The organism is Desulfocicer niacini, from assembly GCF_054657595.1.
Genome location: NZ_BAAHYK010000018.1, coordinates 72,215 through 96,394, shown reverse-complemented (window position 1 = coordinate 96,394; position 24,180 = coordinate 72,215). Strand labels below are relative to the sequence as shown.

Here is a 24,180-nt window from a genome sequence, read left to right as displayed (position 1 = left end):
AGCGTTCCTTACACCCGTCGCTGGGTAATCTCTTTAATGCGTGCCTCGGTTATTTTTTCTTCATGTGCTTTTTTCTTTGCCACCGCCTCCTGTACCTTGGACACCAGTACGTCAATGTCGCAGGGTTTCATCAGGTAATCAAAGGCCCCAAGTCGCATGCCCTCAATGGCCGTTTCCACGGTGGCATGGCCGGTGAGCATAATCACCTCCACCAGGGGAAACTGCCGCTTGATTTCGATGAGGGTTTCCACCCCGTCCATTTCCGGCATTTTTACGTCCAGCACAACGGCGTCAATGGACGTATTTTCCCCAAGAAATGCCAAAGCATCTTTACCGCCATAGACACCGAAGACATTCACGTCTCGTTTTTTCAAACGTTTGATTATGGTGTCAAGAAATCCCTTTTCATCATCCACCATCAACAAATTAATGTTTTTCATATGCTTCCTCCTTATATTTCTTCATATAAAACCGCCATGTCGGACCGCCGACACAACAAATAATAAACATGGTAATATGCCGCCCCCAACGGGCACCCGATCCAATCACGGATCACCGATGGCTCTTTTGCCCTGTCAGGCACCACATTACAGATTTTGACAAAGAACATGTCGCCCATCAATCCACCACTGACTCCCCCCATCAAACCCCAGAAACACTGGCCATCTCATCAAAAACGGTTCCCTCATCGTCCCCATCCAGATCCTGAAACGGTATCCATATACGAAACCGCGTGCCCACCCCCACCTCACTGTGAACATCAATTTTTCCATTCATTTTTTCGATGATGCCATAGCAGATGGAAAGGCCAAGGCCCGTACCTTTTCCCACCGGTTTTGTGGTGAAAAACGGATCAAAAATCCGAGCCAGATTGTCCCGGGGAATCCCGGGGCCATTATCTTCAATGACAATGACCAGATGCTTGATTTCAATGGAACTAACTTTGGTGGAAATTTTAATGGTACCTCCGCTTTTCTCCATGGCATCAATGGCATTATTGATAAGATTCAAGATCACCTGCTGCAGTTCGGAGGGTGAAATCCGTATATAAGGAATGCTTTCGCCAAGGTCCGTTTCTATGATCACATTGTTGTAACGAGCCATCTGGGCCGTAAGCGATACGATTTCCCTGACGGAATCGTTGATCTGCACATCATTGATGGTGGAATCGGTTTTTCTGGCAAAACTTAACAGCTTATGGGTGATTTCCTTGCAGCGGCGGCCCTGGGTGTTGATCTGGCGTAAGGCCCGCATGAACTCATCAAGGTTTTCGCACTGTTTTAACTCTTCCTCCTCCAGAAGATCTTCAATCCAGCCTGCCTCCTCCACCATGATGGCCACGGGGTTATTGATTTCATGGGCAATACCGGCGGCCAGTTCACCGATGGTGGCAAGCTTGCCGCTCTCCACAACCTGGCGGTTCATGACCTCGCTTTTTTCATCGGCACGGGAAAGCAGTTTTACAATATTCCGGGGGAGGGCCACAGCCACGGATAAAATGGCCGCACATCCCAGGGTAAAGATAAGCAACGTTAACCATTTGGTACTGTTTAAATCCCGAAAAGCATCGTTTAAATCCTGATGAAACACCATCATCCAGTCAATATTGCTGAGCATGGCTGCCACGCATACGTATTCACGGCCCGAGGTATCCTTTTTTTTAACAAAAAAGGTCTGATTCTTTTTAAAATCACCGCCCCTGGGAAACGATTCAAGGACCTCTGGTGGAAAGGCGACATCCGTTTGGGTCTGGAGTTCCCCCCGACCGTTGACAATAAAGGCCACCCCGGTTTTGCCCATGTGAATGTTTTCCACCAAAGAATTAAAGGCCCCGAAATTAATGGTGGAGCGTAAAATATAATGGAAATTTTCAACGTTGAGTTGAACGGCAATGATAAAATGGGGATGCCCCCGTAATCCGGCAAAGACATCACTGATATAAATGGGTCGACTCTTTGCCTGGAGGAACCAGTTGGCCGATGCATAATCGGCATTTTCCAGCTTGAATGGTCCTTCATAAGCAAATTGGATACCGTTTTCATCCACCAGTCCAAGATCGGTGAAGACATCGCCATACTCTTTTTTCAAGAGGGTCAGGCTCTGCTTTAAAAAGTGTCCAGCGGTCTGATGCAGGGGATCAAAGGTTCTTGCCAGGAATCGAATATTTCCCGATTTTTCAGCAAGAAATCGGTCAATATTCTGGCTATGCTTCTGGACAAGCTCTGAAATATGTGCCCGCACCTTATCGGTATATGCCCGATTAAACCGGGAAAAAAGAATGCCCGTGGTCAACAGCATGGGAAAAAAAGAAACAATGACAATGAGCACCGTAATTTTTCGGGTCAGTAACTGATAAAAGCTGTTTCGATCTTCTGAAGCCTGTGCCATGGTTTTTTGTTCCTTCCATTCAAACATTTTGATTTTGGGGACCTGTTTTCAAACAAACACTTTCATCGTAAAAATAAGACTTTCTCACAATATCAGGTAACCGTAAGGTCAATGGCAAGTTCGTATTCCGATGAGCCGGGTACCAGTTTTATATCAAAACCAAGTTTTTTACCCAGTTTCACCATCTGTCGGTTCTCTGAAATCACAATTCCCCACACCCGTTTAAGCCCCTTCTCTCTGGCATAGATAAGGCACCTCTTCAAAAGGGATGCCCCAATGCCCTTGCCATGCCATTTATCGGCCACGGCCACGGCGAATTCTCCATTTTTACCGTCGGGTTCAAAAATAACCCGGGCGATGCCGGCCATCTTCTGTTCTTTTCCTTCCTGGAGAAGGGCAACAAGAGCGATTTCGCGATCATAGTCAATCTGGGTCAGGCGGATGAGCATGGTATGGGACAACTGCTTCATGGGGGTGAAAAACCGCATGTAGACACTCCGGGGAGACAATGCATTAAAATGTTCAATCAAAAGGGGGGCATCTCCGGGCCGGATGGGACGCATGAAAATGGGAACACCGTCAATGGTTTCATCCACGGCTTCGTGCTGCCAGGGATAGGCGCTGATCACCAGGTGCATGCCAGGCGCCACTGTGGTGGGTTTTAAAATCACCCGGGCATCCACGGCAAGATATCTGCCGTTTTTGACCATCATGGGGTTGATGTCCATTTCCTGAATCTCGGGGAAATCCGTCAACAGACGGCTGAGCCGAATCAAGGTTTCTTCCAGGGCATCCCGGTTAATTTTTTCAATGTTTCTGTAGCCATTGAGTACCGTTGATATTTTGGTTCCCTGGATTAGTCTCCGGGCCAGGATCCGGTTCAACGGAGGCAGCCCCTTTGCCATATCCTTAAAAACCTCGGTGAGCACCCCGCCCATGCCAAAAAGCAGTATGGGGCCAAAATCAGGGTCCTGCTTTGCACCAAAGATCAATTCATAATCCGGTACCGGGGACATGGGCTGTATGCAGACCCCCATGATATCACCATCTGGTGTATGGAGTTTTGCCGCTTCCATTAGGGTTACAAATCCCATCCGCACAGCATCCTTGTCTTCCAGATTCAGCAGTACCCCACCTGCATCGGATTTATGAACAATATCCCGGGAGCATATTTTCATGGCCACCGGATATTCCATGCCATCGGCCAGGGACACCGCATGATCGGCGGACACCGCAAGTTCCGTACGATTCACCGGGATGCCATAAGCCTTAAGCAGGTCTTTTCCTTCCAGTTCCGTTAAAACGCCATGCCCCAGAGCCAGACCCTCTTTGATGATTTCTCCGGCATGTTTCCGGTCAATGAGCAATTTCTTATCCGTACGAATGGGAATTTCCTGGAGGGTCTGGATGTTTTCGGCATATTGGTACAGATCCACAAAGGCCCGCACGGCACGCTCTGGAGAATCATAGGTAACGATACCCGCCTGGTTGAGAATACGCCGGGCCTTGTCCACATCCAGCCCGCCTATCCATGCGGTGAACACCGGATATGGTGTCTTTTTCAGCACCTCGGCCAAGGGATGGGCAAGATCCGGCAGATTCAGGGTCCCAGCAGGGGAACAAAGCAGGAGCAAGCCGTCTATTTCCGGTGCATCCAGGCAGATACGAACGGCCTGAAGATAATGTTCCGGGGGCGAATCCCCCAGAATATCCACGGGATTTCCCCGGCTCCAGTTCTCCGACAGAAACCCATTCAGTTGAGTAATGGTATCGGGCGAAAATACAGCCGGTTCCAGGCCATGGGCGGCCAAGGCATCGGCGGCCATGACACCGGGACCTCCGGCGTTGGTGATGATGGCAAGTCGAGGTCCCTTGGGCTGTTTTTGTTTGGCAAGGAATTCCGCACAGTCAAAAAGTTCCTGGAACTGATTCACCCGTAAAATGCCCGCCCTCTTAAAGGCTGCATCGTACACGGCGTCTTCTCCTGCAAGGGCACCGGTGTGAGAGGCTGCGGCCCGGGCACCGGCCGTTGATCTGCCAGATTTCAGGGCAATAATGGGTTTAATACGGGATACGGATCGGGCCGCACTCATGAAATTTCTGATATTAGTGATATTTTCCACATACATGACAATGCTTTCAACGGAACCAAGCGAGCCCAAGTAATCAATCATGTCTGCAAAATCAATGTCCATCATGGTGCCAAGGCTCACAAAATGACTGAATCCCACATTTTCACGCATGGCCATATCAAGGACAGAGGTGCACACTGCACCGCTCTGGGAAAGAAAAGCGATTTTCCCCGGCAGGGGAGACTGATGGGCAAAACTGGCATTGAATTTTTTTGCAGTATTGACTATACCAAGGCAGTTGGGACCGATGATGCGCAAGTTTGTTTTTCTGGCAATGTCCATGATTTGGGCTTCGATCCTGCGGCCGGGGGCACCTGTTTCCTTGCCGCCGGCAGAAATCACCACGACACCGCCAAGGCCTTTATTTCCGCAGTCCTCCACAATCTCTGGCACAGTGTTGATGGGAGTGGCGATGATGGCCATGTCCACAGAGGTTTCAAGGGCCGCCAGATGGGGCACACAGTCAAGCCCCATAACCGTGTCATATTTTGGATTCACCGGATATATCTTACCGGGGAACCCGCCATTTAACAGATTATTCATAATGGCAGCCCCGATATGTCCCGGACGTTCACCCGCACCGATAACGGCAACAGATTTCGGATTAAACAGCCTGTGCATGTTTATGGTGCTCATTATTTTATGCCCTCCAGCGTATCTCATCAATGGTAAGTTGGCCGACCTTGCCAGGTTTTAAGCAACAATCCACACCGTCATTCTACGTGCGGCATGAACCACCTTCCAGGGTACCCTGCCAATGGAAAACTCCTCCACATTGGATTTCCCCCGTCGACCAAGTACGATGGTACCGCAATCTTCTTCTTCCGCAGCCTGCACAATGCTGGCGGCGCGACTCCGGGTTCCGGTGATGATTTTTCGCCGAATTTTTTCACTGGGAATACCCACAGCTTTAAGTTTCTTTGCAGCATCATCAATGGCGATCTGCATGCTGTTAAAAAATAATTTGACATGATTCACGGTGTCCTGGGCCTCTCCTTCCTCATCAATGAGATTGAAGTCCCGCAACACACCGCAAATGACAATACGGCAGGAGGAATTTGCCACCACATGAGCGACGAAATCCACGGCCCGGTTGGAGCCATCCGAGCCATCCACACTGAGAAGAATTGAGGCATTGCTTTTATGAAGGCCCGCCAGCAGCACCGGCACCGACGAAAGTCTTTCCAAAAGCTTGGTGGTGGTACTGCCCATGACCATCTGAAGTTGTGCCCCATATCCCCGACGTCTTGCAAGTACGGCAAAATATCCCCTTGCAGCCTCGGTAATTATATCCCTTGCCACGCCTTTGTCTCGAGTCTGTATAGATATGGTAACGTTATCCTCAGGATAGCCTGCCCCCACAAGCATACTTTTGGCGCGCTCCATGTAATTTTCCATCTCTTTCCTGCGCTGGAGTTCCCAGCCTTTGGCCTGGCTCATGGCGTTTCTGCTGAAGGACTCTTTCCCGATATCCCAGTAACTTTCCGGCACCGAGCTGAATACATTAAAAAGCGCAATTTCTTTCCCGATGAACGGCTTAAAATCGCACAGGTACTCTATGGTCTTAAAGGACCTTTCAGAACCGTCCAGAACAACCAGCATCTTATTTTGAAATTCCATCATTTGATATGCCCTCCATTGGAAGGGGTGATTATTATGATCAAATCCAATTTCCTGATGGATCTGACAGCCCTGCTGTTAACTGCTTGATCAGCAAGTTACATGCCTTTGAATTAAAAAAGTCATAAGCACCTGTATTTGAATAAATATCCAAGACATAAGCCGGTTGGCTAAGCTTTAGCTGCCCATCATAACAAGGCTATTCTTTACAGATTGTAAAGAAAACTGACACCGTTTTCCCCTGAATTTCCCCAATGATAAATCCCTGGCACATCTCCATGCATGGCGCTCCGGTGACACACACCTTTTATCAAGCCCCCGATGAGGCATTTTCCGCTATGACACCCCGGTGATCGTATCCCACCGAAGCACCCATGAAATGAATCCCATGAAATGAATTCCTTCGGCATAAAAGTTGCTCTTACATAGTGTTGAAGAAAAATTAAAATCAGGTAAATCAATGCACATAATGTCTCATAAATATTAAAACAGGGAAGATCACAGGTGCCATGCGCATGTGGCTAAAAACTGGCAAAGGATACCATGATCAACCCGGAAAGGAGATGCCCCATGTTGATAAAAAAATGGATGAGCTCACCAGTAAATACCATCGATGCGGATGCATCTGTCCTGGATGCCGACGACCTGTTTAAGAAAAAAATAATTTCAATACTGCCGGTGCTCGAGAATGGAAAAATCGTGGGAATTGTCACCGATGGAGATATTAAAAAAGCCACCCCGTCCCAGGCCACCTCCCTTGCCGTCTATGAGCTGAGTTCATTGTTGACCAAGGTGAGAATTCGAACAATCATGTCCCACCCCGTTTTATGCACCACCGAAGACCGTACCGTGGAAGAAGTGGCAGGTACCATGCTCATGGAAAATATTTCCGGCATGCCCGTCAAGAACAACCGGGGGCGCCTGACAGGTGTCATCACCAAAAGCGATATTTTCAGATGCCTGGTCTCCTTCACCGGCGGTGCCCGCAAGGGACAGATTTTTGCCTTTAGAATCACTGACAGCCCCGGCATGATCAAGAGCATCACCGATATCATCCGCATGGGGGGAGGCAGACTGCTGAGCATTCTGACATCCTATGATGATGTTGAAGATGGCTTCAGAAAGGTGTTTATACATGCCTTTGATATACCTGAAGAAAATTTCGACAGCGTGGCTGCCCAGCTCTACGATGCGGGAGATATGTTCTTTCTGGCCGACCAAACCCGCAATATCAGAAGGCTTTTTTAACCAAAATATAAGGAAACACTCTCATGAAAGAAATCAACAAGATACTGGTTTGTATTGATCTGTCCGACTACTCCATCCCCACACTTGAGTATGCCCTTGCCGTTGGCGGTAACAGCAACGCTGAAATTCAGATTCTTAATGTTTTAAATCAGAGGGATCTCGACGCCGTCAAGATGGTCACAAGTTATTATCCTGACAAACTTGATCTCCAGCAATATGTCAAAGAAAGCACCGAAGAACGACGCAAATGGTTAAAAAAGATGATCAAGGAAAATTTCTTTGACCAGAAATCCGCTATGACCATCCACATCGGCATGGGCGTCCCCTTTGAAGAAATCATTAAACACGCAACGGAAAATGAGATAGATCTCATCGTCATGGGCAACAAGGGAAAGGGCAATATTGCAAGAACTCTGTTTGGCTCCCATGCGGAAAAAATCTTTCGTCATTCTCCCATCCCGGTGCTCAGTGTCAGGCAGGGGCCTCACAAACGCACTGAAGATTGATGGGGCATTCCCATTTTCGGGCCTGGTCACAACATGGGCCACTTTGGGGAGGAGTCTGGCTTAATTAATTAACGATGGGAACAGGCTCGACGACGGCACAAAACCAAACAAGTCCCCCGGGAATATCATTTCCCGGGGGACTTGTTTTTGTTACTTAATCGCCTAACTCTTTCCGGCCTTGCCCTTGCTATACGTTAATAATTCGTTCCATTTCAAAAAAGAGTTCCTGTTCCCGGATAATCCCCACGGTTTTACCGGACAAGCTGACAATCAGACGGCGCTGATTTGCCTCAAGCATAAGGTAGGCAGCTTCCATCAAATTGGCCTTACCATCAATGGAAGCCGGCGAAGGTGACATGACATCGCTGAGAGGCTTATCTTTCATCGCCAGCATTCCCATGGTGAACATGCCTTCCCAGAACATGGGTGAATATTCAATGCTGTCCGCCAGGGAAGGCTTGGGGGCAGAAAGATACCCCGGCATCACCATTTCCATGAGATCACGGATGGTGAGGGTTCCCTGGACCTGGTTGGCTTTATTCACCACCAGAATGGAACGATGACCCGTTTCCATGAGTCTACTGGTGGCCATGCGGGTGATAAAGGATCTTTTCAGCAGATTAATGGCATCCTTAATGCTCTTGTCTTCCTCAATGGTGGAGTATTCGGCAATGGGGATCATGATATCCAACACACTGCGCTCCCGGGGCAGAGATGATTTATCTTTAATCTGGCAGGCTTCCTTTATTTTTTCAGCCAGAAGATTGATATCACAGGGTTTACTCAAATAATCAAAGGCACCCTGGCCCAGGGCTTCCTTTGCCGAGGGCATGGCACCGTGGCCGGTGAGCATGATCACCGGCAGCTCCGGTTTTATTTCCTTTATTTTTTCCAGGGTTTCATGGCCATCCATGCCGGGCATCTTTATATCCAGAATCACCACATCGGGGTTCTGGTCTATTTTTTCCAGGGCATCTTCGCCACTTTCCGCCACGAGGGTTTCAAACCCTTTTTTATTAAGGATCTTTTTTGTGGTATCCCGAAAGCGTTTTTCATCATCCACCATCAACACTTTTATCTGACTCATCATTATCTTCTCCTTGGTGTTCTATAATTGGTCTTCCGACAGTCAAATCTTAAAAAACCGGGGTTTTAAGGCTCTTTTTTCGCAAACAAATCTGTTCGAGCCAGTCTTTTGTACCGGGTATTTTAACTGCCGGTCAGGTACTTCTTGTCCGGGCCTGGTTGTTCTGTACACGGCCGGGTAGTGCCTATCTTAAACGGCCAAAGGCCATGAGGGCTGAAGATATCAGACACACCTGCAGCACCAGAGACAGACACACAATCCAAAAAGATTTTCGGCCTGTCAACGAACAGCTGTTTTTAAATCCGGTATATACCAGCCACCATCTCCAGGGTTCCGTGAACCACAGCATAAATGGAAGCCATGAAAGAAAAAGTGTAATGCCTGCGGAAAAGGCATAAATACTGAGTACGCCCGAAAACGATGCTTTCTTGCCCACCATCAGTACCATGATCACATAACCAATGGCGGCGGAAAGCAGAATCATTCCCATGGCATTGCTAAAGAACACAATACTCATTATCCACATCGGATGACCGTAGGCCCCTGTCAAAAGGCTTGCCACAGCATAAAATATACTGCTGAGGACCATGAATCCCACTGTGATTTTAGCTGTGGTTTTGCCGGGCAGTTCCATAAAAAATTGTCCAGGTTCAATCAACAGCTGAACAATGGCATAAGCATAGAACTGACAATTTTTTAAACTGGATTCCAACATCGTCCTGCACCTTTTCCCATTATTCCCGCCTGAACAGAAATGGAACCATTGTGCCTGTCAGGGCATGGTGATTATATTATTTTTGAAAAAATACCCGCCAGAAGCATAATCAAGGTCATGTAAAAAAAGAATTTACGTTCCGCCGCTTTGGTAAAGCGTATTTCTCCGGTTTTAAACATCGTCTTCCATGAATCGTCACTGCTTTTTTTCTGTTTTACTTCCATGACTTCATCCTGTGTTAAGCAGATTAAAAACCAGGCATTCCGCTAAACCCTCTAAGAGTCCAGTAAATACCGGTGAGCAGCAGTAACACCACATTGGCAAAGAAAAACAGAGGAATACCAGCCCGGAGATAATCCTTGGGCTCAAGATATCCACTGGCATACACAATGGCGTTGGGCGGTGTACCGATAATCAAACAATAGGCAAAAGAAGATGCGATGGCCGTACCCATGGCCATGAAGGGCAGATAGGTGGTGCCGGGATGCACCATACCCGCCATGTTCAGGGTAATGGGTCCCACGGATGCAGCAGCAGGACCGTCCGCCATAAGGTTGGTCAAAATGGCGGTGAGACCGTTACTGATGGCCATGAGGGGAAGACCGGATTCCATGCCGAACTGTGACAGAAAATCAATGACGGATCGGGCCAGCCAGTAAGCCGCACCGGTCTGATCCAGCACCCGGCCAAAAATGATGGCCCCGGCATACAGCCACACAACCCCCCAATCCACCTTTTCCTGGTAATCACGCCAGTTCACCACACCGGTGAGAATATAACCGATGGCACCGGCAACAGCGATAACGCCGATACCCAGACGAACGGGATAAATACCCATGGCATAAAAGGATTTTTCCGTAAACCAGCCAAAGACCATGATGATAAAAATGATCAAAGCCCAGATCTGTTGTTTATTCCATCCACCCATCTTACCGATTTCCGTTTGCAGCTGATTCATGGCCGGGGCAAGCGAAGTAATCTGGGGTTTAAACCTGAAGTTCACGATGAACCAGCTAACGGGGATCATGAGGATAAGGAAAGGAAAGCAGTAGGTAACCCACTGGAAATAACCAATGTCCACACCGAACATATCCGTTAAATAGGTCATCATGATAACGTTCCTGGCACCGCCGGAAGGAGCACCGGGGCCACCGATATTACAGGCCATGGCGATACTGATCATCAACACCTTGGCAAGCTCTTTATCCTCGGGGACTTCCCGGGTCAGACTGTTCTGATATAAAAGCATACCAATGGGAAGAAACATTGCCGCCAGGGCATGATCGGAAATAAAGGCGGCAAGGGGTGTTATGATAAGAAAAAAGATCAGGGTGATCCACTTGATATTGGGCACTGCCAATTTTTTAAACATCATCAGACACACACGTTTGTCCACCCCAGTTTTAACAAAGGCCGCGGCAAACATAAGACTTCCCATAATGAACCAGCAGGCATCACTCCAGTACAGCATGGCCACTTCCTGGCGGGAAATCACACCGGTGAACACAAGGATCAGACCGATGCAGAAGGCCACCGCCGGCAACGGAATACACTCCGTTAAGAAACAGAACACCACAAAAAGCCCCATGGCAATGGCCACCTTGATCTGCCAGGCACCTTTGTCGGCAGCGGTTTTATCACTGCCGGTCTGCTCTTCGTATTTTAAACCATCCTTGCGCAGCACCAATGAGCTTGTCATAATGGTCTCAAAATTCTGGTCCGTCACATTATCTTTGATGTAGGCATGGGCCTTATCAAAATTGGTTTTATTGACCTCAATTTTATATTTTTGACACCATTTAACATTTCGTTTGAGGAAACGTGCCTTTTTCAACGCACCAATACGCATGTTCTGCTCCATGATTTTTGCCGTGAGCAGCTGCCATTGCTCCACCGAAGTACTTTCCTGCTGAAACAAGGCCATGGTGATGTGGTTAATAACAGCCTTGGGTCCCACATGGTACTCCATGCCCACATCCTTCATGCCATCTGGTGTGGGGATTGCCAAAACAGTAAAAAAAAGGACAACAGGGATGATAAACAGTTTCCAATTAATATACTTGTCATATCCAGTAACCGGCTTTGATTTTTTCATCTATCAACCTCCAAAAGAATGGTTCTATTCTTCGTCATCGTCCTTGAGAATTTCCCGGGGCGATCGCATGAACTTTTTGGTCTGGGCCACCCGGATCTTTTCCTCCAGGCGCTGGCGTTTTTCATAGGCTTCTTCTGCCTTTTCTATGATGTCATCAATGTCAGCGGGTTTCATGAGATAATCCGTTGCCCCGGATTTCAGGCCGTCAATGGCTGAATCCACGGTGGCATGACCGGTGAGCATCACCACCTCCACCAGAGGATACAGCTGCTTGATAACTTTCAGGGTCTCATTGCCGTCCATGCCGGGCATCTTGACATCCAGAATAACCACATGAATAGTTTGTTTTTTAAGGGTTTCCAGGGCCTCCTGTCCGCTGGTTGCCACGGACACGGAATAGCCTTTTTTTTCCATCAATCGTCTTGTTGTTTTCAGATATCGTTCTTCATCATCCACCAGTAACAGCTTCATTTTTTCCAAAATACTGCCCTCCTGTTTCATCATGGTTTTTTATCTTTGATTATCATGTGACGGTAGGGTAATCACAAAGGTGGTTCCCTTGTCTTTTCCGCTTTCCACCGCCATGGTCCCCCCCCAATTTTTGATAATGCCGTAACACACTGAAAGCCCAAGTCCCGTGCCTTTCCCCACGGGTTTTGTGGTAAAAAAAGGTGAGAAAATCTTTCCAATATTCTCCGAACTGATACCCATGCCGTTATCGGCAATCCGGATCTCCGTATTTCCCTGTTCAGTTCTCTCTGACACAATATCCAGTTTTCCGCCTGAAGCACCATGTCGCTCCACAATGGCGTCCATGGCATTGTTCACAAGATTTAAAATTACTTGCTGAAACTGGGAGGCATCCCCCTTGAAAAGGGGCGTATCAGGGGAAATGATCTGATCCATGACAATACCGTCCACATGGGCCTTTTTTTCCACCATGTGCAAAATTTCAGGGATGATCTCACAGGGATTCAATACCTCAAGTTTTGACTCGTTTTTTCGTCCGAACTTTAAAATGGCATGGGTAATTTCAGAACAGCGGTTCACCTGGAGTTTTATCTGATCCATGGATTCGTTTATTTCCGCCACTTCATCTTTTGCCGTGGGGATTAACAGGGATGATACCTCATCAAGAAGGGTTTCAATCAGAAGATGCTCACCCTTGATAATCTGCAGGGGGTTATTTATCTCATGGGCAAACCCGGCTGCCATTTCACCAATTTCCGCCAACTGCACCGCCCGGATCAACTGGTTACCAAGGCTTTCTTTTTCCATGCCCAGAGTATCAATGCGTTTAAGGATATGTTCTGTCATGTAGAGGGCGGTTACGATGATAACAGCCCCACCCAGAACCATGATCAGCAAGGTAATGTACATGGCCGAATAAAGGGATTTATAGGCATCCCTTTTTTCCTGACGCACCACCAGAAACCACTCCCTGTTTTTAAGCCGGGTGGTGGCATAGAGGTATTGATCACCGTTAGCATCGGATTTAATAAAGGTTTGAATACCGTTGTGGGTGGATGGCGGAAAGGAAGGGAATGCGGGAAAGTCGGAATACTCGGGATCTTTTTCCATGATTCCGATACCCCCGGAACGTCTCTCTGTTTGTGAAACGCCAGAGGTGTTCAAGATATAGGACTCACCGGTTTTACCAATCCGCACCCGGGAGACCATTCGATCAAAGGCCAGGGTGTCAATGGTGGCCCGGAGCACCCAGGCAGCCTTACCAGCACTTTTTTTTACGGCAATGACGAAATGGGGCACATTGCGATATCCTGAAAATATATCGCTGATGTAAAACCCGGTTTCCATCACTTTTTTAAACCACACTTCATTTTTATATTCTTTTCCCTCCAACAGCTGGAACTTGCCGGCATATTTTCTATGGATGCCCTGACTGTCAAACAGGCCCAGGTCCACAAAGGCACCAGAGCGTTTCTTGAGATTTTCAAAAATCCGGTTAATGGAAGTGGCTTCCATAATCTCATCAAAGGTATAGGTGTTGGTTATCAGCTCAAGATCGGATTGTCGCTCCATCAAAAAGCCATCAATCATGTCGCAGTGATCTTCCACAATGCGCTTGAGACTGCTGATGCTGTTTTGTTCCAATGTGGTGGAAAAATAATAAAAACTGACTCCCACAGCCAGGAGAAAAGGAATAAAAGGAATGACGATCATATTGGTTAAAATAGATCGTTTCAGCGGGTGATTGCGCTCTTTATGTGATTCGTTTTGTTTATCCATTGCCGTTTGCCCCCATGTCCCTGGAAAAAAGATCTGATATGCTTACCGGACAAGAATAGCAACTATGGTGCCGCTGGATAAAAAACGGCCATAAAAAATATAAGACACTGAAATAAAAAAAGAATAAAAGGCAGGCACGCTAAAACAGAAAAGACCTGACGAAAGAATCAAGTGTCAGATTTTTTTTCAAGGTGTAAATGAAGGGAAAAATAAAGAGGAAATGGTGCCAGGTCAGTGCTGTGCAATCTCTTCAATGGCCTTAACGGTTGCGTCTATTTCTGCAGGGGTATTGAACATCCCCAGACTGAACCTTACAGCGCCGGTGTCGGCAGTATTAAGGCTTTCATGAACCAGGGGGGCACAATGAATACCCACCCGCACGGCAATGCCAAAATCACCGTCCAGGATGGCACCAAGATCTGCGGAGCTTACCGATTTGAGGTTGGCAGAAAGTACAGCCAGATGTCGATCAGAGCGCATCTTGAAACCACCATACAGGGTAATTCCTTTGATCATGGAAAGCCCCTGATACAACTGCTTAACAAGACGCATTTCCTGATCATGGAGGGTGGAGATGCCCTTTTTACAAAGATAATCCATGGCCAGTGAAAGGCCGATGATGCCCATGAGATTATGGGTACCGGCTTCCAGACGATGGGGAAATTGTCGGGTGTGAACCAGACTGCTGGATACAATGCCGGTTCCCCCAAAGCGACTGGGTTCTATTTCAAGGCAGGGATGGAGCACCAGACCACCGATACCGGGGGGACCATAAAGGGATTTATGGCCGGTGAACACCAGGGCTGACGCATTCATATCCGCCATGCTAACGGGGATCTGTCCTGCGGACTGTGAGGCATCCACCACAAAATCAATACCCCGTGCTTTACATATTTTCCCAACTTGATCCACGGGTTGAATGGTGCCAAGGACATTGGAGGCATGGGTCATGACCACCAGTCTTGTTACCGGGCGTATGGCATCTTCAATATCCTTGGGATTAATGAACCCCTCCTGATCAAAGGGAACAATACTGCAGGTGATGATTTTATTTTGTTGCAGATAATAAAGGGGACGAAGAACGGAGTTGTGCTCCAGGCGGGTGGTGATGACGTGATCTCCGGGTTTTAAAATTCCCAGCAGGGCCGTATTAAGGCCATCCGTTGCATTGGCTGTAAAAATCACCCGGTCGGCATCAGGTGCATCAAAGAAAAGAGCCAGCTTTATGCGGGTTGCACTAATAAAATCCGATGCTGCCAGGGCAGCATCATAGCTGCCCCTGCCCGGAGAAACCCCCATGGCGGAAAACTGTTCCACCATCTGATCAAGTATCTGTCTTGGCTTTGGCCATGTGGTGGCAGCGTTGTCAAGATATATCAAACGATACTGCTCCTTTTTTATCAGTCACTTACAGGCATGCCTTGGGATTGGGCAGGCCCGCCAGTCTTCGGGCACCCATGCGGATACCCCGGGGAAACAATTTTTCAAGCGCCATGAGACTCATCCCCGTTCCCTCCTTTAAGTCTTTGTTCATGGGTGCCCGGCCATGGTAAAAGTAAAATTCCCGCATGAACCGGAGCACCTGCCACTGGGTATCATCAAGGCCTTCAAGGCCCATCTCCCGGGCAAGCGCAAGGGCGATGGTCTCATTCCAATCCTGGGGCTCCCACAAAAAATCCTCCCAGTCAAAATAAAGATCGTGACCGGCAATGGTACGCAGATGCCGGTCACGAGTCTGCTGGGTGGAATCTTCCAGACCGTTTTCAGTCATCTATTCCCTAGCGGCCGCTTTTAATGCAGCCATCACTTTATCCGGTGTGGCAGGCAGATCGGTTATAAGTACACCGCAGGCATCTTTAATGGCATTGATCACCGCCGGTGCCGTTGATACCATGGACATTTCTCCCACCCCTGTGGCACCCAATGTACCCCGGTTTCTGGGGGTTTCCTGGATCACCGTTTCCATGTCAAAGGCAGTTTTCATGGTGGGGAACTTAAAGGTTCGCCAGTCCGTGGTTTCTCCGGCGATGAACTCCTCCCGCAGGGCATACCCCACCCCCATGTCCATGCCACCTTCCAGTTGTCCTGTCAGATTATTGGGGTTAATTACCACCCCGGCATCAACAGCCATGGTCATCTTCAGCACCCGGACCTCACCGGTCTCGATGTTGACTTCCACCTCAGCCAGCTGGACGGCGTGGACATCAGATTCCGAAGAGGGACCCTGGCCGGTTTCCGGATCAAGGGGGGCGGTTTCAACAGTGGAACGGTGACCCACATAGCGTGTGGGAACATCGGCGGCTTTAAATGCCCCAAAGGTTTTAGCGCCCACTTCATCCATGGCTTTTTTCAACTGCTCCAGCGCCGCCACAGTGGCTCCCCCGATCATCAGGGTCACCCGGCTTCCCGATGCCGGACCTGCGGCAGCGGTTTTTGCGGTGGTTCTGGTAACGGCCCGGACCTTGTCAAGGGGCAGTTCCAATACCTGGGCTGCCAGCTGGGTGAGCATGGAATCATTTCCCTCGCCGGGGTCTGCTGCTGCAGCATATACGGTTACGCCGTCGTCCGCCTCCAGCTCCACGGCGGAGATGGATTTATCCCCGGGAAACCCGATGCCGAAGGCGGCAGCACCCAGCCCCACACCTCGTTTGATGGCACCCTTGTTATCATGGGCTGCGGCATCGGCCATGGCCCTGTCATAATTGGGTTTAATGGCATCGCACAATTCGGGAAAGGGCCATTGATCCACCGGATGACCCGTGGCCTTGGTCAATCCCGGAGCCAGGCTGTTTAACTTTCTGAATGCCAGGGGGTCCATGCCAAGTTTTTGTGCCAGAAGGTCCATGGCGCATTCCAGGGCATAATGGGCCTGTGGAGGCCCTGCTCCCCGGGCTGCACTTCCCCAGGGATTGTTGCTGTAGATCAACTTGGAAGAAACGTTGATATTGGGAATATAATAAGAGCTTGAAAGCATGTGGAGTGCCCGGTTAATGATAACATTGCCAATGGAATTATAGGCTCCGTTATCAACGATTATATCCATCTCCAGAGCCGTTAACTTGCCTTTGTCATCGGCTCCCATCTTAATTTTCATATCAAAGGGATGGCGCTTGGAAGTGATGAGCATGGATTCTGCAATGCTCGGCCGGTAACGCACAGGACGGTTGAATTTCAACGCTGCAGCAGCGGCAATGCCTTCGGTGAATATCTCAAGTTTTATACCGAACTGCCCCCCGGAAAAGGGCTCTTCATAGCGAATGTTCTCAAAACCCAGGGCTTCCTGGAGCATGGACATGTGAAGATGAATATTAATACCCCGACCCATGACCACAAGGGTGGCATCTTCGCCCTTCCCTTCCATGTAAGCCACACTGTTTTCCGGCTCCATGGGAGCCTGGTGATTAATCTGGGTGGAAAAATTTTCTTCCACAACAAAGGCTGCATTGGTAAATCCTTTGGCAGCATCCCCCTTGATCATGGGTTGGCTGAAGCAAAGATTGGGTCGGTCGGGATGAATCTGCAGGGCATCCGTTGCCAAGGCTGCATCCGTGGTTCTCATCTCCGGCAAAAGCGCATAGTCAACCTTTACGGCATCCACAGCTGCCAGGGCCTGTTCCCTGGTCTGGGCCACCACCACGGCAACGGCATCTCCCAGGGTGCGCACCCGGTCTTCACATATCACCGGTCGATCGCCCACGATGTATTTTAATCTATTGGTGCCTTTGATGTCTGCAGCGGTAAGACTTCCAACGAATCCCGGCATTTTTTCAGCTACAGTGAAATCAATGTTTTTAATTTCCGCGTGGAAATGGGGACTTCGTACCACGGCGATTTCAAGGGCTCCGGGCATGGTGATATCTGCCCCAAACTGTGCCGTCCCACAGGCCTTTAAAAGGGCTGAGGGTCTGACGTGGGAAACCCCCATTTTGGCATCGGTGGGTTTGGGTCGAATCTCATCGGGGGTTAATTCTTTTCTCAGGAATCTGGCTGCCAGTTGAACGGCTTCAATGATCTTTACATAGCCTGTGCAGCGGCAGATGTTGCGGCGAAGGGCATGCTTGATCTCCTCAACGCTGGGATCAAGGTTGACATCCAGAAGTGCCTTGGTGGCCATAATCATGCCCGGCGTGCAGAAACCACACTGGATGGCACCGGCCAAGGCAAAGGCTTCCTGAATCAAATGGGGGTTTTCCGGTGTGCCCAGGCCTTCAACGGAAATCACCGTGGCTCCCTCAAGTTTCTGAACCTTTGTAAGGCAGGATAATACCGCTTTTTTGTTAACAATGACCGTGCAGGCCCCGCATTGACCTTTTCGATCACAGGACTGTTTGCTCCCTGTCAGTTGCAGATGTTCCCGCAACAAATCCAGCAAAACCATATTTTTATCGGCAACTACCCGCTTTGCCAGCCCATTAATGGTTAAATTGATTATTTTCAAATTTTTCCCCATAATTTATAATTGATTTGGAACCGGTTGAAAGAATAAGGCAAGATTGTCAGAACAAGTGAAGTTTTGTGTATAATTACGGTTTGTTTTTGTCAACAAAAAACAAATATCACAAAAAAAAATACCATATAAAAAACTATAAGCAACTATAACAAACCATAAAACCAATACATCTTAAATTCAAGTGTTGGGCATAAACCTGTTAATATTGAGAAAATTTTCAAATAGTGATTTCTCAAAGTTATAAAGTAAGGCTGGCACGACCTTTGTCCCAAAAAACGTCATCATGTTATCGGTCGCAACAAGATTATAAAGGGGCTGAAAGAGACGATGGAAAGCGTAAAAAATTATGCCGCACCCTTGAATGCCACCGGTCTTTAGTTCAGGGGATGTTGACGAATGGCAGCGCTCTTTTTATGGTAAGCTGCCAGCATATCCGCTTCAAACAACTCATTGGAGTCATAGCTGCGGTTAAAAACAACGGGCCATAAATTGATGTCTTCCATGCACATGTAAAAAAAAACGGACGTCTTCCAGGCCCTGGGAAACGCATTGTAAAGAGTTGAGAAAAGCGTTTTTTTGATCTCAAAGGGATAGCTCAACTTACCTGCGCACTCCTCCATGGGCATCTGAAGGATGGATGTAAGCACCATACGTTCCCGAATTTTTTTCAACACAGGTTTGATAAAGGTGAGTGTGCCAAGGGAAACCATGACCACCTCCTCCGGATCAAAACGTTCAAGCAGGCGCGAGGCCACGGCCAGATAATCTCCTTCCCAGCCCTCGTACCAGACCATGGGATGGAAATGGAACCCCACCGGGATGCCAAGATCCGCCAGTTTCCGGGCACTTTCCAGCCGTTTGTCAAGGGAAGCCGTTCCCCGCTCCTCTGCCTGAATCACCACCGGTGTATTCAGGGACCAGGTGAACACCATATTGGGCGGAGGCCTATTTTCCAGAAAATAATCAATGCGGGCACTCTTGGATTTCATCTCAAGAATGACGTTGGGATGGGCCGCGGCAAAACGACACAGGGAATCCAGCAACCCGAACCGGTTACCCCACATCAGAGAATCCGAAGACTGTCCGGTGCCGATGTGGTATTTTTTATCTTCCTCCAGCTCCAGGGTATCCAGGTGGGAGACCAGATTCCGGATAAACCGGACCTGATTACCGTGGTAAAAAGATTGAATGGAACAATAACTGCAGTCAAATCCGCACTGCTGCACGGCATCCAGGGTTGTCAAATTACAGCAGCGGGTCTTTTCAGAGGCCACAGGGCATTGTCCCATGATGGAACCCTTCAGGGGCACTTCCACCATCTGTCCCTCGGGGAACTTCTGCTCACCGGCCGCAAACCTAGGTGCCACAGGATATTTTTTCTCCTGGGACTTCAGGGCCTCATACCCATCCCGGAACTGTCGAAAAACCGTTGCCGCTGCATTTTTTCCCGTGGCGTTGGCCAGCGCTTCAGGCCGGTAAAATTGTTCCAGAGAACCCTCCTGCCAGCAGCCCAGGTCCACGCTGTATTCCGTAAGCAATCGCAACTGCTGGAAAGTAAAGGGATATTGTTGTGACAGGGAGAGGAGCCACTGCTGCTGCCCGGCCGGAAGGTGATGGTAAAGCCTTATTTGAGAAAATTTATCCGATGTCATTGCTATCCCTGTCATATTTTATATAAAACTCGGTCTAAAGATTAGGAATCATGTGAGTTTCATCTTTCGTTGTGGCTGGTGGTTACAGCCATGTATTATTATATACATGATATTTTCCATCTTAATCTGGAAAGCTGCAGCCTCTTTTCTGACTTTGTATCTATCATAATTCATTTATGCTTCTTCCTGAATTATTTCCAACGCTGCTCAGGCGATCATAGTGGATACGCCGTCATTCCTGCTTTTATTGCACCCTCAACAGTTCCGTCGGCTAACTCTCCTCCAGGAAACCACAAATCATTGACATCCTAAGTTTCAGAACTCCATTTAAATATTCCAAACGCCCACGCCTTGAAGTCCCCGGTATACTTAAGGCGGCATATAGGGTTTTTTTCTGTCATAATCATAGCGATCAAGTTAAAGAAATCTCCCTTGAAATCTTGCAACAAAATAGCAAGGCAAATTGCTTAATTCCTTTTGATTATATTTTTCTACAATGTCTGCAACGTCTTTTCTTACATCATCCGATATTAACTTTTTTGCCTTTTTTTCACCTTTCAATAATTCTATATGATAAATTTGATCTACAATCAACATTCATAATCGGTTCTTCCGGACCATCTTTCTTTAGCAAAAGCCCTATTTAGTTTTTATCCTATTGTTCTATCAAGTAGCAAACAGGCATTTTAGAGAGGGAGATTGCAACCCACCGGCACATGGAGAGTGTAAAAGAAGCTCTGGGAGAGGGCAAAAAAATAGTTTTTCCCTTGTAATCGGTTTAAACCCTATTTAAAATTTCAGCCGCTTTTTCCAGCGTATTATCATTTTTGGCAAAACAAAATCTTAAGACACGGTAGTCATTGTTCTGATTGTAAAAAACAGATGGCGGGATGGAAGCCACCTTATTTTCCATGGTCAAACGTCTGGCAAAATCCACATCCGGTTCATCCGAGATTGCAGAATAGTCCAGCATTTGAAAGTATGTTCCGTGACAAGGCAGGGGCTTGAATCGAGATGTTTTAATCAATGATAAAAACAAATCACGTTTTTTTTGATAAAAGGTAGAAAGGCCCAGATATTCACTCTTAACGTTTAAATACTCCGCCAAGGCATACTGTATGGGGGTGATTCCGGAAAATGTCAGGTATTGATGAATTTTTTGAAGTTCGATGGATAAAGGTTCGGGGGCAATACAGTATCCTGTTTTCCAGCCGGTGGTGTGATAGGTTTTACCAAAGGAACTCACCACAAAACTTCTTTGCGCCAATTCAGGATATCTTAACATGCTCTCATGAATCTGACCGTCAAAAACGATGTGTTCATAGACCTCATCACTGAGAATAAATACATTGTGTTCTGCAACAATCTCTTTCAGTGCAGAAATATCTTGTTGGGTTAGAATGGCTCCTGAAGGGTTATGCGGGAAGTTCAGAATTATCAGGCGGGTTTTATCGGTAATCGTTTTTTTAACCTGGTTCCAATCAATTGAATAGTCCGGGAATTTAAGTGGTAAATAAACCGGAATTCCACCGCTTAAAACAATCGCCGGCATATAAGAATCATACGCCGGTTCAAAAAGAATGACCTCATCGCCCCTGTTTACGGTTGCAGTGATAACTGCATAAAGCGCTTCTGTGGCCCCTGCTGTGACGGTAATTTCAGTGTCCGGGTTAACTTCAGCCTGATAGAGCTCCATTGTTTTGATGGCTATTTGCTGTCTGAGCTCAAGAACCCCCTGGGTGGGTGCATATTGATTGCACGAAGATCGCAGATATTTTTCAACCAGCGAAATCAAATTGGGGTTCGCATCAAACTCAGGAAAGCCCTGTGATAGATTAATCGCTCCATAGTCATTAGCCAGTTTTGACATAACGGAAAAAATAGTCATGCCAACATCTGGGAGCTTGGATTCTAATTTCATCGTAACAAATTCACCTTTTCTAATAAAATTAATTAATTGATATAAAAATTTGCAAGTGCTCAATAACCTGGGGTGATAAAGCCTGCTTACCCCTTGAACGCCGGGTGCTATTCAAAAGGATTCCATGAATGCCCGGACTTATTGAGAATTTACAAAAATTTTTGTTAATTCTTCTAATCTTTATCATTGTAACACACATGACAGAATATCTGCCGGGAACATCATAAAAATTTCAAAAGGATTGACCCGGACAGCCTTCAGTGGTTGAATGACATCCATGCATGGAGACGTTGCTTCATGCGTGCATAAAAAAACACCATACTGGAGCCCACAATGTCCGAATCCATACCCAAAATACTGGAAGAACAACTCAAACATTACCTTGGCGAAGTAGTTCCACCCCAAGCCAGCCACGACATTCACGCAGCTTTGCAACTGTCCGAAGTACTTGAAGCCAAAGGGTTTTCCTTTCAGCTGAAAGACCTTTGTCCCAAGAGCCTGAACGAAAGCCAGTGGCGAGCAATCTTTATCAAAGATGGCCAGGAATTTTCAGCAAACAATGAACAAGCCGCTGTGGCGATCTGCACGGCAGCCGTCGGAGCGCTGAGCTGCAAGTAGTGCAAATACTGTCAGGGGGGATACTTATAAAAGTCAGGCGATTTCCAGGGAAGGCAGGATCAATTGCCTGCCTTCAATAAGAATCTTCCCCGCTTCTTTAAGTGCCTGAATGTCTTCCAGAACAAAAGTCTTGAATATCCAGAGATTGCCGATGCAAATTTCTGACCGTTCCATCTCATTGCCTGCAATCTGTTTACCTAAACAAGTCATTGCATGCCTTTAAGGGTTATGGGTATAGGCTCTTGTTGGATTTCGGGGTCTTATTTTTGTGCATACGACTGTCTACACCCCCTGAGCCAAACACTCCAGGGGTGTTGATCTTATATTGTGTTAATGCTGGGAGATGCACCATCAAATATTTCCATCCCTGTAATCCGGTCCATTTTTTAACCAGGTAGCCAGTACCATGCCAAGCATAGCCAAGCATTCCATATCCAGATAGGCATCGGCATGCGTCTCAAACAGAATGGAACATTCTGCCGGGAACTCTTCATCCTGATCGTTGAATACCATTAACAAATTCACTTTGGGAAGTGCCGGAAACTTGATGGCCAGATCACAACTGAATGGAGCCTCTCCCGGCTGACCTCCCAGGGCCATGCATGCCCGTTTAAGGTCATCCAGCTTTCCGCTAAAAGCCTTACTGATGGGCCGTTCTGCTGTATTTCTGAAACCTTGCGCATAGGGAGCTGCATCCGGAAAGCTGTGGTACCTGACCAACTCGTCGGCGACAGGTGGCTCCTGCTTGGGGCATAAAAGCAAATACTTAAATAGAATAACGCTAACCGCGTGAATAGGTCGTTTCCCTTCTGCGTCCATGACTCCCATACCTGAGACGCGATACGGTTTACCGTAAAAAGGAATAATGGCCTCATTCCCGTCAACGTTAATGCTCAGGCGGTTGGCTATAAGTTTCGGGTCGATGGCTGAAATATCGGCAAGGTATTGCTTGTAAATTTCATCGAAAACCGGTGCTTGTTTCATCATAACTCCTTGTCTGTTTTTATATCTGATTTTCAGGTTTAAACCCAAATATCATTATTTCAAAAAATTATCCATGAGGCAGCTCCAAATACATTTATGCTCAAAAAGAGGGGACAATCCCTGGATATTTCAAATTCTCGGAGCGGAACCCAGGTTTTAGTCAATGCCAGTCAATACAAGGGTTATTTTCACCAGCAAGCCACTGTGACCGATTTTTTTACCAAATAGTAAAAAAACTTAATTTAACTGGCAGGTAATGGGAGGATCTGGCTTAACGGATGTCCAATCACCCCACAGTTAAACCGACAACCGGCTACATCAAAGAAAAGGATGAGATTTATTATGGACGTGCAATATGGAAAATAAATGTATAAAAAAAGGAATGAGCCATCTAACAAAAGACGCAATGAAACTTGGGCAACTGCCTGCACGGTGATTGTTTCCCGGGAGATTCAGGTTCAATGGCAACAATGTTCACAGCTCCTTTTCACATAATACAAAAAATCCTGAGGCT

At 47.5% G+C, this 24,180-nt stretch carries 21 protein-coding genes; 3 read left to right on the top strand and 18 right to left on the bottom strand.

The features are described from left to right. Positions 1-8 precede the first annotated feature (8 nt). The 4 genes from ACYQ2M_RS11595 to ACYQ2M_RS11580 all read right to left on the bottom strand — a co-directional run bounded on the left by ACYQ2M_RS11595 (position 9) and on the right by ACYQ2M_RS11580 (position 6,143). Positions 9-440 (bottom strand): response regulator, encoded by a 432-nt coding sequence (locus ACYQ2M_RS11595; RefSeq protein WP_459916507.1) that lies wholly within the window; start codon positions 438-440, stop codon positions 9-11. A gap of 202 nt (positions 441-642) precedes the next feature. Next, positions 643-2,388, bottom strand: coding sequence for a sensor histidine kinase (locus ACYQ2M_RS11590; protein WP_459916506.1), 1,746 nt, complete (start codon positions 2,386-2,388; stop codon positions 643-645). Positions 2,389-2,480: 92 nt separating this feature from the next. Continuing rightward, positions 2,481-5,156, bottom strand: coding sequence for a bifunctional acetate--CoA ligase family protein/GNAT family N-acetyltransferase (locus tag ACYQ2M_RS11585; RefSeq protein WP_459916505.1), 2,676 nt, complete (start codon positions 5,154-5,156; stop codon positions 2,481-2,483). Positions 5,157-5,213: 57 nt separating this feature from the next. Next, positions 5,214-6,143, bottom strand: coding sequence for a universal stress protein (locus ACYQ2M_RS11580; protein ID WP_459916504.1), 930 nt, complete (start codon positions 6,141-6,143; stop codon positions 5,214-5,216). A gap of 567 nt (positions 6,144-6,710) precedes the next feature. Here ACYQ2M_RS11580 and ACYQ2M_RS11575 point away from each other — a divergent pair. Together ACYQ2M_RS11575 and ACYQ2M_RS11570 are read left to right on the top strand one after the other, a co-directional pair. Next, positions 6,711-7,388, top strand: coding sequence for a CBS and ACT domain-containing protein (locus ACYQ2M_RS11575; RefSeq protein ID WP_459916503.1), 678 nt, complete (start codon positions 6,711-6,713; stop codon positions 7,386-7,388). Positions 7,389-7,411: 23 nt separating this feature from the next. Further along, on the top strand, positions 7,412-7,894 hold the full coding sequence (locus ACYQ2M_RS11570; protein ID WP_459916502.1) for a universal stress protein: 483 nt from the start codon (positions 7,412-7,414) through the stop codon (positions 7,892-7,894). Positions 7,895-8,081: 187 nt separating this feature from the next. Here the strand turns inward: ACYQ2M_RS11570 and ACYQ2M_RS11565 are convergent, their stop codons facing one another. From ACYQ2M_RS11565 to ACYQ2M_RS11510, 12 genes are all read right to left on the bottom strand, one after another. After that, positions 8,082-8,984 carry a response regulator gene (locus ACYQ2M_RS11565; protein WP_459916501.1) on the bottom strand — a complete coding sequence of 301 codons (903 nt, stop codon included), beginning with the start codon at positions 8,982-8,984 and terminating at the stop codon, positions 8,082-8,084. Between the two features lie 181 nt (positions 8,985-9,165). Beyond that, positions 9,166-9,696 (bottom strand): YIP1 family protein, encoded by a 531-nt coding sequence (locus ACYQ2M_RS11560; RefSeq protein ID WP_459916500.1) that lies wholly within the window; start codon positions 9,694-9,696, stop codon positions 9,166-9,168. 71 nt (positions 9,697-9,767) lie between these two features. Further along, complete coding sequence (locus tag ACYQ2M_RS11555) at positions 9,768-9,920, bottom strand: hypothetical protein (RefSeq protein ID WP_459916499.1); 153 nt, start codon at positions 9,918-9,920, stop codon at positions 9,768-9,770. A gap of 23 nt (positions 9,921-9,943) precedes the next feature. After that, on the bottom strand, positions 9,944-11,791 hold the full coding sequence (locus ACYQ2M_RS11550; protein WP_459916498.1) for an SLC13 family permease: 1,848 nt from the start codon (positions 11,789-11,791) through the stop codon (positions 9,944-9,946). A gap of 24 nt (positions 11,792-11,815) precedes the next feature. Continuing rightward, positions 11,816-12,271 carry a response regulator gene (locus ACYQ2M_RS11545; protein ID WP_459916497.1) on the bottom strand — a complete coding sequence of 152 codons (456 nt, stop codon included), beginning with the start codon at positions 12,269-12,271 and terminating at the stop codon, positions 11,816-11,818. Between the two features lie 30 nt (positions 12,272-12,301). Beyond that, positions 12,302-14,041: a sensor histidine kinase gene (locus tag ACYQ2M_RS11540; protein ID WP_459916496.1), complete on the bottom strand. Its 1,740-nt coding sequence runs from the start codon at positions 14,039-14,041 to the stop codon at positions 12,302-12,304. Between the two features lie 231 nt (positions 14,042-14,272). Further along, complete coding sequence (locus ACYQ2M_RS11535; protein WP_459916495.1) at positions 14,273-15,421, bottom strand: aminotransferase class V-fold PLP-dependent enzyme; 1,149 nt, start codon at positions 15,419-15,421, stop codon at positions 14,273-14,275. 28 nt (positions 15,422-15,449) lie between these two features. Beyond that, positions 15,450-15,812: a TusE/DsrC/DsvC family sulfur relay protein gene (locus ACYQ2M_RS11530; protein ID WP_459916494.1), complete on the bottom strand. Its 363-nt coding sequence runs from the start codon at positions 15,810-15,812 to the stop codon at positions 15,450-15,452. Then, the gene (locus ACYQ2M_RS11525) at positions 15,813-18,479 is read right to left on the bottom strand and encodes a molybdopterin-dependent oxidoreductase (RefSeq protein WP_459916493.1); all 2,667 of its coding nucleotides are present in this window, start codon (positions 18,477-18,479) and stop codon (positions 15,813-15,815) included. Positions 18,480-18,865: 386 nt separating this feature from the next. Then, the gene (locus ACYQ2M_RS11520; protein ID WP_459916492.1) at positions 18,866-20,143 is read right to left on the bottom strand and encodes an SPL family radical SAM protein; all 1,278 of its coding nucleotides are present in this window, start codon (positions 20,141-20,143) and stop codon (positions 18,866-18,868) included. A 417-nt stretch (positions 20,144-20,560) separates the two neighbouring features. Then, positions 20,561-20,740 (bottom strand): hypothetical protein, encoded by a 180-nt coding sequence (locus tag ACYQ2M_RS11515; protein WP_459916491.1) that lies wholly within the window; start codon positions 20,738-20,740, stop codon positions 20,561-20,563. A gap of 181 nt (positions 20,741-20,921) precedes the next feature. After that, positions 20,922-22,064 (bottom strand): methionine aminotransferase, encoded by a 1,143-nt coding sequence (locus tag ACYQ2M_RS11510; RefSeq protein ID WP_459916490.1) that lies wholly within the window; start codon positions 22,062-22,064, stop codon positions 20,922-20,924. A 333-nt stretch (positions 22,065-22,397) separates the two neighbouring features. Between ACYQ2M_RS11510 and ACYQ2M_RS11505 the strand changes: the two genes are divergently transcribed. Further along, positions 22,398-22,682 carry a hypothetical protein gene (locus ACYQ2M_RS11505; protein ID WP_459916489.1) on the top strand — a complete coding sequence of 95 codons (285 nt, stop codon included), beginning with the start codon at positions 22,398-22,400 and terminating at the stop codon, positions 22,680-22,682. Between the two features lie 33 nt (positions 22,683-22,715). Here ACYQ2M_RS11505 and ACYQ2M_RS11500 read toward each other — a convergent pair whose 3' ends face one another. Both ACYQ2M_RS11500 and ACYQ2M_RS11495 read right to left on the bottom strand, forming a co-directional pair. Beyond that, entirely contained in the window at positions 22,716-22,892 is a 177-nt protein-coding gene (locus ACYQ2M_RS11500) for a hypothetical protein (protein ID WP_459916488.1), read from the bottom strand. A 141-nt stretch (positions 22,893-23,033) separates the two neighbouring features. Further along, positions 23,034-23,669 carry a DUF3786 domain-containing protein gene (locus tag ACYQ2M_RS11495; RefSeq protein WP_459916487.1) on the bottom strand — a complete coding sequence of 212 codons (636 nt, stop codon included), beginning with the start codon at positions 23,667-23,669 and terminating at the stop codon, positions 23,034-23,036. Positions 23,670-24,180 lie beyond the last annotated feature (511 nt).

What these genes read in the sequence shown, in the direction of transcription:
- ACYQ2M_RS11560 (WP_459916500.1), bottom strand. Translation starts at nt 9,696, where the DNA reads ATGTTGGAATCCAGTTTAAAAAATTGTCAGTTCTATGCTTATGCCATT.
- ACYQ2M_RS11510 (WP_459916490.1), bottom strand. Translation starts at nt 22,064, where the DNA reads ATGAAATTAGAATCCAAGCTCCCAGATGTTGGCATGACTATTTTTTCC.
- ACYQ2M_RS11530 (WP_459916494.1), bottom strand. Translation starts at nt 15,812, where the DNA reads ATGACTGAAAACGGTCTGGAAGATTCCACCCAGCAGACTCGTGACCGG.
- ACYQ2M_RS11520 (WP_459916492.1), bottom strand. Translation starts at nt 20,143, where the DNA reads ATGACATCGGATAAATTTTCTCAAATAAGGCTTTACCATCACCTTCCG.
- ACYQ2M_RS11540 (WP_459916496.1), bottom strand. Translation starts at nt 14,041, where the DNA reads ATGGATAAACAAAACGAATCACATAAAGAGCGCAATCACCCGCTGAAA.
- ACYQ2M_RS11570 (WP_459916502.1), top strand. Translation starts at nt 7,412, where the DNA reads ATGAAAGAAATCAACAAGATACTGGTTTGTATTGATCTGTCCGACTAC.
- ACYQ2M_RS11500 (WP_459916488.1), bottom strand. Translation starts at nt 22,892, where the DNA reads ATGACTTGTTTAGGTAAACAGATTGCAGGCAATGAGATGGAACGGTCA.
- ACYQ2M_RS11565 (WP_459916501.1), bottom strand. Translation starts at nt 8,984, where the DNA reads ATGATGAGTCAGATAAAAGTGTTGATGGTGGATGATGAAAAACGCTTT.
- ACYQ2M_RS11580 (WP_459916504.1), bottom strand. Translation starts at nt 6,143, where the DNA reads ATGATGGAATTTCAAAATAAGATGCTGGTTGTTCTGGACGGTTCTGAA.
- ACYQ2M_RS11505 (WP_459916489.1), top strand. Translation starts at nt 22,398, where the DNA reads ATGTCCGAATCCATACCCAAAATACTGGAAGAACAACTCAAACATTAC.
- ACYQ2M_RS11595 (WP_459916507.1), bottom strand. Translation starts at nt 440, where the DNA reads ATGAAAAACATTAATTTGTTGATGGTGGATGATGAAAAGGGATTTCTT.
- ACYQ2M_RS11555 (WP_459916499.1), bottom strand. Translation starts at nt 9,920, where the DNA reads ATGGAAGTAAAACAGAAAAAAAGCAGTGACGATTCATGGAAGACGATG.
- ACYQ2M_RS11495 (WP_459916487.1), bottom strand. Translation starts at nt 23,669, where the DNA reads ATGATGAAACAAGCACCGGTTTTCGATGAAATTTACAAGCAATACCTT.
- ACYQ2M_RS11575 (WP_459916503.1), top strand. Translation starts at nt 6,711, where the DNA reads ATGTTGATAAAAAAATGGATGAGCTCACCAGTAAATACCATCGATGCG.
- ACYQ2M_RS11515 (WP_459916491.1), bottom strand. Translation starts at nt 20,740, where the DNA reads ATGTTGATTGTAGATCAAATTTATCATATAGAATTATTGAAAGGTGAA.
- ACYQ2M_RS11590 (WP_459916506.1), bottom strand. Translation starts at nt 2,388, where the DNA reads ATGGCACAGGCTTCAGAAGATCGAAACAGCTTTTATCAGTTACTGACC.
- ACYQ2M_RS11550 (WP_459916498.1), bottom strand. Translation starts at nt 11,791, where the DNA reads ATGAAAAAATCAAAGCCGGTTACTGGATATGACAAGTATATTAATTGG.
- ACYQ2M_RS11585 (WP_459916505.1), bottom strand. Translation starts at nt 5,156, where the DNA reads ATGAGCACCATAAACATGCACAGGCTGTTTAATCCGAAATCTGTTGCC.